This window comes from Mariniluteicoccus flavus, from assembly GCF_054776655.1.
In genome coordinates this window covers 637,813-652,801 of record NZ_BAAHBN010000001.1, presented here as the reverse complement: position 1 = coordinate 652,801, position 14,989 = coordinate 637,813, and the positions used below count along the sequence as shown (strand labels likewise).

The following is a 14,989-nucleotide window of genomic DNA, read 5'->3' as shown; positions in this document are numbered from 1 at the left end:
CCCTCTGGACGAGGAGCTAGGCCGCCCTTGCCCGCTCCGAGGCCGCCACGTCGATGGCCTCCTCGTAGTAGCCCAGCAGCCGCTCGACCATGAACGACCACGTGCGGTGTTCCACGGCCTCGCGGGCCCTCAGCGAGAACTGGGCGCGCTTGCGGTCGTCGCCGATCAGGTCGCGCACGTGGGAGCGCATCGACGCGAGGTCGCCCGGCCCATAGAGCCAGCCGGTGTGGGACGAGTCGATCAGGTCGATGGGGCCGCCGCGGGCCGGGGCGATCGCGGGCACGCCGGAGGCCAGAGCCTCCTGGATCGACTGGCAGAACGTCTCGAGCTCACCGGGCGCCACGAACAGGTCCATCGACGCCAACACGCGGGGAAGGTCGTCGCCGGTCAACTGGCCGAGGAAGGCCGCGCGGGGGAGGATCTGCTCCAGCTCGCCGCGGATCGGGCCGTCGCCCACGATGACGGTGCGCGTGTTCGGCAGGTCGGCCAGCACCTCGAGGTCGTCGACGCGCTTCTCGTACGCCAGCCGGCCCACATAGCCGATCAGCCGCTCGCCGTTGGGCGCGAGCTGGGCGCGCAGGGCCTCGTCACGCTTGGCGGGGTGGAACCGGGTCGAGTCGACGCCGCGACCCCACAGGCCTACGCGCTGCACCCCGATGTCGACCAACTGCTGGCGGGCGAACGTCGACGGCGCCAGCGTCATGGTGGCGAGTTGGTGGACGTTGCGTACCCACTTCCACAGCAGCGGCTCGGCCTGGGGGAAGCCGTACGCCTTCGCGTACGACGGGATCTCGGTCTGATAGATCGCGACCGACGGGATCAGGAGGCTCCGGGCGGCCTGCGCGGCCCGCTCGCCGATCGTGAAGGGAGCCGCGAGGTGGACCACGTCGGGCTGGAAGTCGGCGAAAACCCGCTCGAACCGCCACTGGGGCGACGCGCCGACGCGCACCTGGGCGTACCCCGGCAGGGAGACCGACGCGACCCCGACGACGGGGAAACCCGCGTACTCCCGCGGCGCCTGACCCGCATGAGCCGGCGCGATGACCAGGGCTTCGTGGCCCTGGTCGCGGAGGTGCTCGAGGACCCGCAGGACGGAGTGGGTGACTCCGTTGACCTGCGGCAGGAACGACTCGGTGACGATGGCTACCCGCACAGACCCAACGTAACCGGTCGCTCGGCGCCCGCCCCAACCGGCGAGCGACATGTCTGCCAACTCGAGGTGACGATTCGGTGATTTCAGGTAGCGAGTGACCCAGTGGTAGGGTGGTCCGGAACGATCGCGCGACTGACTGGCTCCATGGCTCAGGCAGTGCGGTCCCGGCTGCGCAGCGCAGACCGGAACATCGAGGCCAACCCGCCGAGGCGGGCGCCCTGGGTTCGTCTTCCGCCACCACTTCTTCACCACACGACTGTGTGGATCCGTGGGCTGGCCGCTGACGCACCTGACCAGCGGACCACGAGAGTCCAGAGAAGTGAGTGCATCATGTCCAAACGTCCCACCACGCCCATCCGCAGCAAGGCCAAGGCCGCTGCGAAGAAGGCCCCCAAGAGCTTCAAGGTCGACGGCACGCCCAAGAAGCGCTGGTCGCCGGCCGAGCGCGCCGAGCGCGGTCACACCCCCCGCCGCGGCGGCGGCCAGAGCCGTTCGCCCGAGCGCCGCGACGACCGGTTCGCCAAGCGCGATGACCGCAGCAGCAATGAGCGCTCGTTCGACCGCCGTGACGACCGCAGCAGCAATGAGCGCTCGTTCGATCGCCGTGACGATCGTTCGGTGAAGCGCGACGACCGCTATGGCAAGCGCGACGACCGCAGCAATGAGCGTTCCTTCGATCGTCGTGATGACCGCTTCGGCAAGCGCGACGACCGCACCGCCGACCGCGCGGGCCGCAACTTCGCGCGCCCGGAGCGCAACGACCGTGCAGATCGCGGCGACCGCAACGACCGCTTCGAGCGCAACGATCGCGGCGAGCGCGGCGACCGCGGTGCCGGCAATGACCGCTTCGACCGCAATGACCGCGGCGCCCGCAAGCCCTATTCGGCGTCGCGTCCCGCGCACCACCACGACCGTCCGCGTCCCGACAAGCAGGGCCTGCGCCCCGAGCCGCGCGAGCTGCGCAAGAACTTCCGCGACGACCACGCGGGCGACCGCAACGAGCGTTTCGATCGCCCCGAGCGCACGGAGCGTCCGCGCTTCGAGCGTGACGATCGCCCGCAGCGCAACGATCGCCCGCAGCGCAACGATCGTTTCGAGCGCAACGACCGTCCCCGCTTCGAGCGCACCGACCGTCCGCGCTTCGACCGCGACGACCGCCCGCAGCGCAGCGACCGTTTCGACCGCAACGATCGTCCCCGCTTCGACCGCAACGATCGCAATGACCGTCCCCGCTTCGATCGTGACGACCGCGACCAGCGCGACCGCTTCGACGACAACGACGCCGACCAGATGAGCTGGCAGGCCACCGAGGTCGCCGAGGTCGACGAGGCCACGGTCGCCGACGACGCGAGCTTCGCCCAGCTGGGCCTGCCGAAGGCGCTCGTGGGCGCCCTCGACCAGCAGGGCATCACGACGCCGTTCCCGATCCAGGCGGCGACGATCCCCGACGCGCTCACCGGGCGCGACGTGCTCGGCCGCGGACAGACGGGCTCCGGCAAGACGCTGGGCTTCGGCCTGCCGATGCTGGCCCGCCTCGCCGAGGGTGAGAAGGGCAAGGTCGGTCGCGCCCCCCGCGCCGTCGTCCTCGTCCCGACCCGCGAGCTGGCCCTCCAGGTCGCCGACGTGATCGCGCCGCTCGCCCAGGTCGTCGGCCTGTCGGCGACGCTGATCGCCGGCGGCATGGCGTTCGGCCCCCAGCTCAAGGCCTTCGACCGCGGCGTCGACATCGTCGTCGCCACGCCGGGACGCCTCATCGACCTGATGGAGCAGGGCGCGGCGAACCTGTCCGAGATCCAGGTGACCGTCCTCGACGAGGCCGACCACATGGCCGACCTCGGCTTCCTGCCCGCCGTCACGACGATCCTCGACGCCGTGCCGGCCGACGGCCAGCGCCTGTTGTTCTCGGCCACCCTCGACCGCGGCGTCGACCGGATCGTCAAGCGCTACCTGACCGACCCTGTCACCCACGAGGTCGACTCCGACCGCGCCTCGGTCACCACGATGGAGCACCGCATCCTCCACGTGCTGCCCCACGACAAGAACGCCATGACGGCGGCGATCGCCAACCGTGACGGGCGTACGGTCATCTTCGTCCGCACCCAGCGCGGCGCCGACCGCGTGGCCGAGCAGCTGCGTACCGCCGGTGTCATGGCCGGTGCACTGCATGGCGGCCTGACCCAGGGCGCTCGCGCCCGCATCCTCACCGCGTTCAAGGACGGCACCGTGCCCGTCCTGGTCGCGACCGACGTGGCCGCGCGCGGCATCCACGTCGACGAGGTCTCGCTCGTGCTGCAGGTCGACCCGCCCATGGGCCCGAAGGACTACCTCCACCGCGCCGGCCGCACCGCGCGCGCCGGTGGCACCGGTGTCGTGGCGTCCATCGTGCTGCCGCACCAGCGCCGCGAGATGTTCCGCCTCACGTCGCAGGCCGGCGTGAAGGCCGAGCCGATCGAGCTGCGCCCGTCCGACGACCTGCTCGGCGACCTCACGGGGGCGCGTACGCCGGAGGGCGACGCGATCTCCGAGGCCGACTATGCGGCCGTCATCGCCCCGCCCAAGGCCCAGCGCAAGTCGCGCCCGGCCCGCGGCGGCAAGTCCTGGGGACGCGACGACCGCCGCGGTGGCTTCAACCGTGGACAGGGTCGGCGCTCGCGCGACTGATCGGGTGTGATGGACCGGTGAACGCATCGGACGAAACACTCCCCGTCGAGCTGTCGCTCGCCGAGGTGGCGGACGCCGAGGGTGTCGTGGACGTGGTCCACGCCGCCTTCGGCGCCCGCGCCCACGTCGACCCGCCCCCGCCGGCGCTGTCGGAGACCGCCGAGACGGTCGCCGACGAGATCGCCGCCGGGGCCGGTGTCGTGGCCCGCGTCGACGGGCGTCCCGCCGGATTCATCGGCCTGCAGCCGACCGGGGAGCCCGGCGTGGTGACGCTCCAGCGCGTCTCGGTCCATCCCGACTTCCAGCGCCACGGCGTCGGTGCGGCGATGGTCGCGGCGGTCCAGCAGGTCGCCGCCGACGAGGGGTTCGCGGTCGCGGAACTCTTCGCCCGCAGGGAATTCCCGCACGTCGTGGCGTGGTGGGAGCGGCAGGGCTACACCCGCGTACGCGAACTCGAGCACGGCTTCGTCCTGCGACGACGGCTGCCCGTCGTGGCCGACGCCGCGACGCGCGAGGCGATGCACGAACTCGGCGCACGCCTCGCCGAAGTGCTGCGGGCCGGTGACCTCGTCATCGCCAGCGGTGACCTCGGCGCGGGCAAGACGACGCTGACTCAGGGCATCGGACGCGGCCTGCAGGTCGACGGCCCGATCATCTCCCCGACGTTCGTCCTGTCCCGCGTCCACCGGTCGACGGTCGGCGGGCCTGACCTCGTGCACGTGGACGCCTACCGGCTCGGATCGGCCGACGAGCTCGACGACATCGACCTCGCGGTCACGGCCGACCGGTCGGTGACGCTGGTGGAGTGGGGTGCAGGCCTGGCCGAGCAGCTCGCGGACGCGCGCCTGGAGATCGACATCCGCCGCAGCGACGTCGACGGCGACGAGGGCCGCCGCGTCTATCTGACCGGCATCGGCGCACGGTGGCAGGATGGGTCGCTGGAGGCGCTGGCCCCCGCGTACGCGACTCCCGCAATCCCCACGCACGAAGGAGAACGATGACCGGACTGGTGGTCGCCCTCGACACGTCGACCGACGTCCGCGTGGGCGTGGCCCGCGACGGCGAGGTGCTCGCACGCCGGGCCGTCGAGGACTCGCGCGCCCATGTCGAGCAGCTCGTGCCGCTGGTCCGCGAGGCGGTCGCCGAGGCCGGCGCGTCGCTCGAGGATCTGTCGCTGGTCTGCGTCGGGCTCGGGCCCGGTCCGTTCACGGGCCTGCGCGTGGGGATCGTCGCCGCCCAGGTGCTCGCGTCGGTGCGGCGCGTGCCGCTGCACGGGGTCTGCTCGCTGGACGTCGTGGCGCGGGCATACGCGGGGGGCGGTGTGGGCGGACCGTTCGTCGTCGCCTCCGACGCGCGCCGCAAGGAGCTCTATTGGGCGCAGTACGCGGCCGACGGCGTACGCGTCGGCGAGCCGCAGGTGAGCGCGCCGCAGGACCTTCCGGACCTGCCCGTCGTGGGCCCGGGCGCCGGGGTCTATCCCGACGTGATGGGTACGCGCGCGGTCGAGGGCCCGACGACCGTGGACGCCGGGCTGCTGGCCGCGCTCGGCCGGAAGATCCCCGGGGCCGGCACCGAGCCGCTCTATCTGCGCCGCCCCGATGCGGTGGTGTCCACGCGGCGCAAGTCGACGCTGGTCACCCCGCCGGTGCGGGTGCGGGGGAGGCGGCCGTGACTCCTCGACTGGCCGTCCTCGCCGACCTTCCCGCCATCGTCGCCCTCGAGGCGGACGGCTTCCCGCCCGGCGAGCGCTGGAGCGAGGCGTCCTGGCGCTCCGAGCTCGAGGCCGACAACCGCGACGTGCTGGTCGCCGGTGAGCCGGTCGCCGGCGTCATCACGGTGCAGCATGTCGGCGGCGTCGCCGACCTGAACCGCGTCGTCGTCGCATCGGCCGAGCGGGGCCGCGGTCTGGGGCGCCAGCTCGTCGAGGCGGGCGTCGCCGCGGCGTGGGAGGCCGAGTGCGAGGAGATGTTGCTGGAGGTGCGCCACGACAACGTCGCGGCCCTGCATCTCTATGCCCAGCAGGGATTCGTCGAGATCGCCCGCCGCCGCGGCTATTACGGCCCGGGCGTCGACGCGGTGATCCTGCGACGCGAACTCACCGATGACCCCAACCTCCCCCATGACCCAACTTGTGCACACCACTGCACGAGTTGCGTCGACACGCCGGGCCACGAGCCCCACGCGTGCACACACAACGACTCGACCGACTCCGAGGGAGACGACCGTGAGTGACCCCCTGATCCTCGGCATCGAGTCGTCCTGCGACGAGACCGGCGTCGGCATCGTCCGCGGCCACGAACTGCTCGCCCACGAGGTCGCCTCGTCGGTCGACGAGCACGTCCGCTTCGGCGGCGTCGTGCCCGAGATCGCCTCGCGGGCCCACCTCGAGGCCATGGTCCCGACGCTCGAGCGCGCCTGCGCGGCCGCCGACGTCGACCTCGCCGAGCTCGACGGCATCGCCGTGACCGCCGGGCCCGGCCTGATGGGCGCCCTCGTCGTCGGCATCTCGGCGGCGAAGACCCTGGCGTACGCGTTGGACAAGCCCCTCTACGGCGTCAACCACCTCGCGGGCCACGTCGCCGTCGACCTCCTCGACCACGGGCCGCTTCCCACCCCGTCGATGGCGCTGCTCGTGTCGGGCGGTCACACCTCGTTGCTGCGCGTCGACGACATCGCGACCTCGATCACCGAGGTCGGCTCGACGATCGACGACGCGGCGGGGGAGGCGTACGACAAGGTCGCCCGCGTTCTGGGGCTGGCGTACCCCGGCGGCCCGGTGATCGACCGTGCCGCCGCCGACGGCGACCCGCGCGCGATCGCCTTCCCGCGGGGGCTCACCGCGCGCCACGACCTCGAGAAGCACCGCTTCGACTTCTCGTTCTCCGGCCTGAAGACCGCCGTCGCCCGTTGGGTCGAGCAGCGTGAGCGCGCGGGCGAGGAGATCCCCGTCGCCGACGTCTGCGCGTCGTTCCAGGAGGCGGTGTGTGACGTGCTCACCGCCAAGACCGTCGATGCCTGCCGCCACTTCGGTGTCGACTCTCTGCTCATCGGCGGCGGCGTCGCCGCCAACGCGCGGCTGCGTTCGCTGTTGGAGGAGCGCTGCGCCGACCACGGCATCGCCCTGCGCCGCCCGCGTCCGGCGCTGTGCACCGACAACGGCGCCATGATCGCGGTCCTCGGCTCCGAGGTCGTACGCGCGGGTGGAAAGCCTTCTGGGCTTGACTTCGGTGCCGACTCCGGGCTGCCGGTGTCGCGGATCCTGGTCTGACGTGGACGCCCAGCTCGCGCGCACGCTCGTCTCACCCGAGGGCCGCGAGGCGCTCGAGGCCGCGCGGGCGTACGCCGACCCGACCTCGCTGGCGGCGGCCACGGCGATGCGGAAGGCGTACCCACCCGAGCTCGCCGCCGGGGCGCTGGCCCAGGAATCCCTGCGCCGCAAGGCCGTCGCGAAGTTCGGTGACGCCGCCCGGGACCTGTTCTTCACCCCCGCCGGGCTCGAGCAGGCCACCCGTCCCGCGGTGGCGCACTGGCGCGCTGAGGCGCTCGCGGCCACCGGCGTACGCCGGGTCGCCGACCTCGGCTGCGGTCTCGGCACCGACGCGGCGGCGTTCCGCGACGCCGGGCTGGGCGTACGCGCGGTCGAGCTCGACGAGGCGACTGCGATCCTCGCGAAGGCCAACCTGGGCGACGATGTGGAGGTCGTGACCGGACGCGCCGAGGACGTCGACCTGGCCGACGACGAGGCGGCCTACTGTGACCCCGCCCGCCGGAACGACCGCGGCCGGCTCTGGCGTGCCGAGGACTTCACGCCGGGCTGGGACTTCGTGCTTTCCCTACTGGCCAGGGATGCCGGCGCCTGCGTGAAGCTCGGACCGGCGCTGCCGCACCGCATGGTGCCCGACGGTGTGGGCGCGCGGTGGCTCAGTGACCACGGCGACGTCGTCGAGGTATCGCTGTGGAGCAAGGGGTTCGAGGGCTTCGGGGCGGTGCTGTTGCCGGCGGGGGTGGAGGTGGGTGGGCTTCGACTCGCTGGCGCTCGCTCAGCCGACGTGGGGGAGGGTGGGCTTCGACTCGCTGGCGCTCGCTCAGCCAACGTGGGGGAGGGCGCTCGCTCAGCCGACGTGGAGGGGGGCGCTCGCTCAGCCAACGTGGAGGAGGGCGCTCGCTCAGCCAACGTGGCGGAGGGCGCTCGCTCAGCCGTCGGCCCCCTCGGCGCCTTCGTCTTCGAACCCGATGGTGCCGTCATCCGGTCCGGCGTCCTCGACCAGGTCGCCGCCGACCTCGGACTGCGCCGCATCGACCCCGGCATCGCCTACCTCACCGGCGATGCGCCGGTCGCCTCCCCGCTCGTCACGACCTTCGCCGTCCGCGAGGTCCTGCCCTACAAGGAGAAGGCGCTGCGGCGCTGGGTCGCCGACCACGGCGTCGGCACCCTCGAGATCAAGAAGCGCGGCATCGACGTCGACCCGGCGGTCCTCCGCAAGCGCCTCAAGCCGGCCGGGTCGAACAGTGCGACCCTGATCCTCACCCCCACCGCCGCCGGGGCCATGGCGATCGTCGCGGAGCGCCTGCGCGAGCCCACCACCGGCTCGCTAGGCTCGGGGTGACCCCAACGACCTCGAGCGAGGGACGGCCCACCGTGAGCGCGATCGACCTGCCGGACACGATGCGCGCCTGCGTGCTCCACGGCGTGCGCGACCTCCGGGTCGACGAGCGCCCCGTGCCCCGGCCGGGGCCCGGCGACGTCCTCGTCAGGGTCGCCTCCGTCGCGGTCAGCATGTCCGATGTCGCCTACTTCACCCACGGCCGCAATCGCGAGCTGACGCTCGACGGCGACCTCGTCCTCGGGCGCGCCGCCTCGGGAACGATCGTCGCCGCCGGGGACCGCGTACCGACCGAACGCGTGGGGGAGCGCGTCGCCCTCGAGCCCACCATCGCGTGCCGCCGGTGCGCGAGCTGTCTGGCGGGGCGCTACAACCTCTGCGAGAAGCTGCGTTTCCTCGCGACGCCGGGCGTCGACGGCGCCCTCGCCGAGTTCGTGGCCCTCCCGGCGGAGTGCGCCCACCCGGTGCCCGATCACCTGAGCGATGACGCCGCCGCCATGGTCGAGCCCATGTCGGTCGCGGTCTCCGCCTGTCGCAAGGCCGAGGTCGGCGCCGGATCATCGCTGCTCATCACCGGCGCCGGCCCCATCGGGCTGATCACCGTTGCGGTGGCCAAGGCCCTCGGCGCCACCCGCATCGTCATCACCGACCTCTCCGACCAGCGCCTGGCCCGCGCCGAAGAACTGGGCGCGACCGTGGCGGTCAACACCTCCGACCCGACGAGCCAGATCCCGGAGCCCGCGTACGACGCCTTCATCGAGTGCTCCGGCTCGCCCGCCGCCATCCGCCGCGGCTTCCCGGCCGTACGCCCGGCCGGCCACGTCGTCCTGGTCGGCATGGGCCCGGAGTCGCTGCCCATGCCCGTACGCCAGCTCCACACCAACGAGCTCGTCGTCACCGGCACGTTCCGGTACGCCAACACGTTCCCCACCGCCATCGCGATGGCCGCCGCCGGCATGGTCGACCTCGACGGCCTGGTGACCAGCCGCTTCGGCCTCGACCAGGTCGAGCAGGCGCTGGCCTCGACGCGCGACCCGGCGACGTTGAAGTCGGTCGTGCGCGTCTGAGGGCTTCGACTCCTTCGTCGCTCAGCTGGCGTGGGAAGTCTGATTGGCACTCGGGTTGCCCGAGTGCCAGCCCCGCGCTAGATTCGGGTTAGCACTCTCCCCGTGAGTGTGCCAACAACCTGGGACGGCACCCGCGACGACGCCCCGGGCCTTGACACCCGTTGACCATCAAGACATTGAAAGGGGTTTGACGTGGCAGTCACGATCAAGCCGCTCGAGGACCGCGTCCTCGTTCAGCCGCTCGAGGCCGAGCAGACCACCGCTTCCGGTCTCGTCATTCCGGACACCGCCAAGGAGAAGCCGCAGGAGGGCAAGGTCCTGTCGATCGGCCCCGGCCGCGTGGACGACTCCGGCAAGCGCATCCCGATGGACGTCGCCGAGGGTGACGTCGTCATCTTCTCGAAGTACGGCGGCACCGAGGTGAAGTACGACGGTCAGGAATATCTCCTCCTGAACGCGCGCGACATCCTCGCCGTCGTCTCCAAGTGACGCTTCGGCCCACTCTGATCACCGAGGAGCACTGACCCTATGCCCAAGATCCTTCAGTTCGACGAGGAGGCGCGTCGCTCACTCGAGCGTGGCGTCGACATCCTCGCCAACACCGTCAAGGTGACGCTCGGCCCCAAGGGCCGCTACGTCGTCCTCGACAAGAAGTGGGGCGCGCCGACCATCACGAACGACGGTGTCACCGTCGCCCGTGAGGTCGAGCTCGACGACCCCTATGAGAACCTCGGCGCCCAGCTCGCCAAGGAAGTCGCCACCAAGACCAACGACGTCGCCGGTGACGGCACGACGACGGCCACGGTGCTGGCCCAGGCCCTGGTCCACGAGGGCCTCCGCGCCGTGGCGTCGGGGGCCAACCCCGTCGGCCTCAAGCGCGGCATCGAGGCGGCCGTCAAGGCCGTCGTGGAGCGCCTGCACGTCAACGCCCGCGACGTCGAGTCGACCGAGGACATGGCCAAGGTCGCCACCATCTCGTCGCGTGACGAGGAGATCGGCACCCTGATCGCCGACGCGTTCGACAAGGTCGGCAAGGACGGCGTCATCACCGTCGACGAGTCGCAGACCTTCGGCACCGAGCTCGAGTTCACCGAGGGCATGCAGTTCGACAAGGGCTACCTGTCGCCCTACATGGTGACCGACACCGAGCGCATGGAGGCCGTGCTCGACAACCCCTACATCCTGATCCACAGCGGCAAGATCTCGTCGATGAACGAGCTCCTGCCCCTGCTGGAGAAGGTCATCGGGGCCAACGGCACCCTGTTCATCGTGGCCGAGGACGTCGAGGGCGAGGCCCTGTCGACCCTGGTCGTGAACAAGATCCGCGGCACGTTCACCTCCGTCGCCGTCAAGGCGCCGGCGTTCGGTGACCGCCGCAAGGCCATGCTCGAGGACATCGCGATCCTCACCGGTGGCCAGGTCGTCGCCGCCGAGGTCGGCCTCAAGCTCGATCAGGTCGGTCTCGAGTCGCTCGGCCGCGCACGTCGCGTGGTCATCGACAAGGACAACACGACCATCGTCGACGGCGCCGGCGAGTCCAGCGAGGTCGAGGGCCGCGTGGCCCAGCTGCGCGCCGAGATCGAGCGCACCGACTCCGACTGGGATCGCGAGAAGCTCCAGGAGCGCGTCGCGAAGCTCGCCGGCGGCGTCTGCGTCATCAAGGTCGGCGCGGCCACCGAGGTGGAGCTCAAGGAGAAGAAGCACCGCATCGAGGACGCCGTCTCGGCCACCCGTGCGGCCATCGAGGAGGGCATCGTCGCCGGCGGCGGCTCCGCCCTCATCCATGCCGCCACGGTGCTCGAGGGTGACCTCGGGCTCGAGGGCGACGAGAAGGCGGGCGTACGCATCGTCGCCAAGTCGGTCGCCGAGCCGCTGCGCTGGATCGCCGAGAACGGCGGCCAGCCGGGCTACGTCATCACCTCGAAGGTCGCCGAGATGGAGCCGGGTCACGGCTACAACGCGAAGACCGACGAATACGTCAACCTCATCGAGGCCGGCGTCATCGACCCGGTGAAGGTGACGCGCTCCGCGCTCGCCAACGCCGCGTCGATCGCCGCCCTCCTGCTCACGACCGAGACCCTGGTCGTCGAGAAGCCCGAGGACGACGACGACGAGGCCGGTCACAAGCACTGACCCACCGGTCGACGAGGGCCCCTTTCCGCTTGGCGGGAAGGGGCCCTCGCGCATTTCCCCAACCCCGGTATCGGTCTGGCTACAGTTGGTCGCCAGTGCGCCCTCGGGAGGGCGCTCTCCCCGGTCGCTTGGCTAGCATGCCCGGGTAGCCCAGAGCGAGAGGATCCCGTGAAGCACACCGCGGACGGCAGCGCGCCGACGCTGTGGCGTACGCCCGGCGTCCTCACGGGCTTCCTCGGCATCCTGGCGATCGCCGTCGCGGTGATGACCCCGGGCTTCGTGCCCAACGCGTCGCTGGACTTCATCGTGCCGGTCCGGTGGCTGCGACGCGTGCTCCGCTACCAGGTCGGACGGGTCCTGATGGCCGTCGGCCTCATCCTGCTGTTCCGGTCCTGGATCGTGCTGCGGCCGGCCCGGGCGGGCGTGGTCAATCACGCCGCCATCCTCGCGCTGTGGTCGGTGCCGTTCCTCCTGGTGCCGCCCGTGTTCTCCAGCGACGCGTTCCTGTACGCAGACCAGGGCTGGATCCTGCATCGCGGGCTCAACCCCTATGAGGTGGGTCTCGCGCAGGCGGGAGGGCCGTTCGCGATCAACGTCCACCCGATCTGGCGCGGCACGACCGCGGTCTATCCACCGCTGGCGCTCGAGGTGCAACACCTCGTCACCTGGGCCACCGGTTTCCAGGGCCTGATCTCCGTCATCGCCATGCGGGTCCCCGCCCTCGTCGGGGTCGCCGTCATCGCCTGGACGGTCCCCCGCATCGCCCGCGAGCTCGGGGTCGACCCCCAGCTCGCGTCGTGGTTCGGCGTGCTCAACCCGCTCCTGCTGCTCCACTTCGTCGGCGGCATGCACAACGACGTCCCCATGGTCGCCCTGGTCGCGCTCGCCGTGTGGCTCACCCTGCGCTTCGGCCGGGTCGGCATGATCCCGGCCGCCGCGCTCGTCGGCGCGGGTGCGGCGTTCAAGCAGCCCGGCATCCTCGCGGCGGTCGCCATCGGCCTGATCCCCATCGGCCCGCGACTGAAGCCCATGCGCCTGGGGCCGCGGGTGGGGCTGATGGCCGCGTACTGCTCCGCCGCCGTCGCCATCGCCGCCGGCACGTTCGCGGCCATCACGGCGGCGACGGGACTCGGCTATGGCTGGATGTCGGCGACCAAGATCCACGAGCTGACCTGGGGGCTGTCGCCCGCCAGCATGATCGAACAGGTCATCGGCCCGCCCGTCCGGTGGATCACCCGCTGGAACCATGGCCTGCTGCCGTTCCTCACCCGGGTCACGACGGTGGTGAGCGTGCTGGTCACCATCGTCCTGGCCTGGCGCTACTTCTTCTGTGACCACGTGCTGCCGCGCCTCGTCCGCCACCACTCGCTCGACGCGGCCGGGCGGCGGGGCGGGGCCGAGCGTCGTTGGGACGACCACCCGCTGCGCTGGCTGGCGTGGGCCCTGACGGCGTTCGGGCTGGGCGGCGCCGGCTTCCACGTCTGGTATCTCATGTGGGGCGGGCTCTACCTCGGCATGCTGCGCTATTCCGACCGGGTCTTCCGCGGGCTGGCGTCGGTCATGATCATGTTCATCGTCGTCGAGGCCGGCGTGGAGTACTACGGGCTGCGCCCCGTCCCCGGCTATCCGCTGGGCGCCGCGATCGGATGGCTGTTCTGGGCCAACACGCCCGGCATGATGTTCAACCGGCCCGGCACCGAGCCCGCCTGGACCACCGGCGACGGCCCGTCCGGCATCGAGGGCGACGGCGACGAGCCGTCGGTCGCGCGCGATAACATGACTCCCTGAGCGGGCGTGGCCCGCGTACACCCGATTCGCTGCCCCCTGGGCCGACGAAAGGTTGCCGTGTCCGACCTGACCCCCGCTGGCGTCCCCCCGATGTTCGAGGCCATGGGCCTCACGTTCGACGACGTGCTGCTGCAACCGAACGAGTCCGACGTGATCCCGTCGGCCGCCGACACGGCCTCGAAGGTGTCGCGCAACATCTCCGTACGCATCCCCCTGCTCTCGTCGGCCATGGACACCGTCACCGAGTCGCGCATGGCGATCGCGATGGCGCGCGAGGGCGGCCTCGGCATCCTTCACCGCAACATGTCGATCGAGGAGCAGGCGTCGCAGGTCGACCAGGTGAAGCGGTCCGAGGCCGGCATGATCGACGAGCCCATCACCGTCACGCCCGACGCGACGATCGGCGAGGTCGACGAGATGTGCGGCCACTTCCGCATCTCGGGTGTCCCGGTCGTCGACTCCGACATGAAGCTGTTGGGCATTGTCACCAACCGCGACATGCGCTTCGAGAACGACCCCGGGCGCCTGGTGCGCGACGTGATGACGCCGATGCCGCTGGTCACCGGCAAGGTCGGCATCTCCGCCGACGACGCCATGCAGCTCCTCGCGAAGAACAAGATCGAGAAGCTCCCGCTGGTCGACGACGCGGGGCGCCTGCGCGGCCTGATCACGCTGAAGGACTACGTCAAGCGCGACAAATATCCGCTGGCGTCGAAGGACGAGCACGGCCGCCTGCGCGTCGGCGCGGCCATCGGCTTCTTCGGCGACTCGTGGGAGCGCGCGATGGCCCTGGTGGAGGAGGGCGTCGACCTCATCGTCGTCGACACCGCCCACGGCCACTCCCAGGGCGTCACCGACATGGTGCGCCGCCTCAAGGCCGAGAAGGCCTGCGCGGGCGTCGACATCGTCGGCGGCAACGTCGCGACGTACGCCGGGGCGAAGGCCCTGTGCGAGGCCGGCGTCGACGGGGTCAAGGTCGGCGTCGGGCCGGGCTCGATCTGCACCACGCGCGTGGTGGCGGGGGTCGGCGTACCCCAGGTGACGGCGATCCACAACGCGGGCCGCGCGTGCCGCGAGTTCGGCGTACCGGTGATCGGCGACGGCGGCCTGCAATATTCGGGCGACATCGCCAAGGCGCTGGTCGCCGGGGCCGACACGGTCATGCTGGGCTCTCTGCTGGCAGGCTGCGACGAGTCGCCGGGCGAGCTGACGTTCATCAACGGCAAGCAGTTCAAGACCTACCGCGGCATGGGCTCGCTGGGCGCGATGGCGGCCCGCGGCCGCAAGGCGTCCTATTCGAAGGACCGCTATTTCCAGGGCGACGTGACCTCCGACGACAAGCTCGTGCCCGAGGGCATCGAGGGCCAGGTGCCCTACCGCGGCCCGCTCGCGGCCGTGGCCTACCAGCTCGTGGGCGGTCTGCGGCAGTCGATGTTCTACACCGGCGCCTCGACCATTCCCCAGCTGAAGGAGCGCGGCTCGTTCGTCCGGATCACCTCGGCCGGCCTGCGTGAATCCCACCCCCACGACATCCAGATGACCGTGGAAGCGCCCAACTACTCGAGCCAGAATTGAGAGACCAC

General features: G+C 71.4%; 12 protein-coding genes. 11 read left to right on the top strand and 1 reads right to left on the bottom strand.

What is annotated here, in order from left to right; all coding sequences use genetic code 11:
- Window positions 1–16 precede the first annotated feature (16 nt).
- Window positions 17–1,153 carry a glycosyltransferase family 4 protein gene (locus ACYVAG_RS03230; RefSeq protein ID WP_460766411.1) on the bottom strand — a complete coding sequence of 379 codons (1,137 nt, stop codon included), beginning with the start codon at window positions 1,151–1,153 and terminating at the stop codon, window positions 17–19.
- Window positions 1,154–1,483: 330 nt separating this feature from the next.
- Between ACYVAG_RS03230 and ACYVAG_RS03225 the strand changes: the two genes are divergently transcribed.
- The 11 genes from ACYVAG_RS03225 (at window position 1,484) to guaB (ending at window position 14,981) form a co-directional block, all read left to right on the top strand.
- Entirely contained in the window at window positions 1,484–3,814 is a 2,331-nt protein-coding gene (locus ACYVAG_RS03225; RefSeq protein ID WP_460766407.1) for a DEAD/DEAH box helicase, read from the top strand.
- A gap of 17 nt (window positions 3,815–3,831) precedes the next feature.
- Complete coding sequence (gene tsaE / locus ACYVAG_RS03220; RefSeq protein ID WP_460766404.1) at window positions 3,832–4,815, top strand: tRNA (adenosine(37)-N6)-threonylcarbamoyltransferase complex ATPase subunit type 1 TsaE; 984 nt, start codon at window positions 3,832–3,834, stop codon at window positions 4,813–4,815.
- Window positions 4,812–5,486 carry a tRNA (adenosine(37)-N6)-threonylcarbamoyltransferase complex dimerization subunit type 1 TsaB gene (gene tsaB / locus ACYVAG_RS03215; RefSeq protein ID WP_460766401.1) on the top strand — a complete coding sequence of 225 codons (675 nt, stop codon included), beginning with the start codon at window positions 4,812–4,814 and terminating at the stop codon, window positions 5,484–5,486. The genes tsaE and tsaB overlap by 4 nt, the downstream gene beginning before the upstream one ends.
- Window positions 5,483–6,046 carry a GNAT family N-acetyltransferase gene (locus ACYVAG_RS03210; RefSeq protein ID WP_460766399.1) on the top strand — a complete coding sequence of 188 codons (564 nt, stop codon included), beginning with the start codon at window positions 5,483–5,485 and terminating at the stop codon, window positions 6,044–6,046. Before tsaB ends, ACYVAG_RS03210 begins: the two co-directional genes overlap by 4 nt.
- Complete coding sequence (gene tsaD, locus ACYVAG_RS03205; protein ID WP_460766396.1) at window positions 6,039–7,082, top strand: tRNA (adenosine(37)-N6)-threonylcarbamoyltransferase complex transferase subunit TsaD; 1,044 nt, start codon at window positions 6,039–6,041, stop codon at window positions 7,080–7,082. Before ACYVAG_RS03210 ends, tsaD begins: the two co-directional genes overlap by 8 nt.
- 1 nt (window position 7,083) lies before the next feature.
- On the top strand, window positions 7,084–8,421 hold the full coding sequence (locus tag ACYVAG_RS03200; protein ID WP_460766393.1) for a class I SAM-dependent methyltransferase: 1,338 nt from the start codon (window positions 7,084–7,086) through the stop codon (window positions 8,419–8,421).
- 32 nt (window positions 8,422–8,453) lie between these two features.
- The gene (locus tag ACYVAG_RS03195; protein WP_460766390.1) at window positions 8,454–9,485 is read left to right on the top strand and encodes an NAD(P)-dependent alcohol dehydrogenase; all 1,032 of its coding nucleotides are present in this window, start codon (window positions 8,454–8,456) and stop codon (window positions 9,483–9,485) included.
- A 192-nt stretch (window positions 9,486–9,677) separates the two neighbouring features.
- Window positions 9,678–9,974, top strand: a complete 297-nt coding sequence (gene groES / locus ACYVAG_RS03190; protein ID WP_460766387.1) for a co-chaperone GroES — start codon at window positions 9,678–9,680, stop codon at window positions 9,972–9,974.
- Between the two features lie 39 nt (window positions 9,975–10,013).
- Window positions 10,014–11,618 (top strand): chaperonin GroEL, encoded by a 1,605-nt coding sequence (groL, locus tag ACYVAG_RS03185; RefSeq protein WP_460766384.1) that lies wholly within the window; start codon window positions 10,014–10,016, stop codon window positions 11,616–11,618.
- Window positions 11,619–11,786: 168 nt separating this feature from the next.
- Window positions 11,787–13,406, top strand: a complete 1,620-nt coding sequence (mptB, locus tag ACYVAG_RS03180) for a polyprenol phosphomannose-dependent alpha 1,6 mannosyltransferase MptB (RefSeq protein ID WP_460766381.1) — start codon at window positions 11,787–11,789, stop codon at window positions 13,404–13,406.
- 90 nt (window positions 13,407–13,496) lie between these two features.
- Entirely contained in the window at window positions 13,497–14,981 is a 1,485-nt protein-coding gene (gene guaB, locus ACYVAG_RS03175) for an IMP dehydrogenase (protein WP_460766829.1), read from the top strand.
- Window positions 14,982–14,989: the final 8 nt, after the last annotated feature.

What these genes read in the sequence shown, in the direction of transcription:
- groL (WP_460766384.1), top strand. Translation starts at nt 10,014, where the DNA reads ATGCCCAAGATCCTTCAGTTCGACGAGGAGGCGCGTCGCTCACTCGAG.
- ACYVAG_RS03225 (WP_460766407.1), top strand. Translation starts at nt 1,484, where the DNA reads ATGTCCAAACGTCCCACCACGCCCATCCGCAGCAAGGCCAAGGCCGCT.
- tsaB (WP_460766401.1), top strand. Translation starts at nt 4,812, where the DNA reads ATGACCGGACTGGTGGTCGCCCTCGACACGTCGACCGACGTCCGCGTG.
- guaB (WP_460766829.1), top strand. Translation starts at nt 13,497, where the DNA reads ATGTTCGAGGCCATGGGCCTCACGTTCGACGACGTGCTGCTGCAACCG.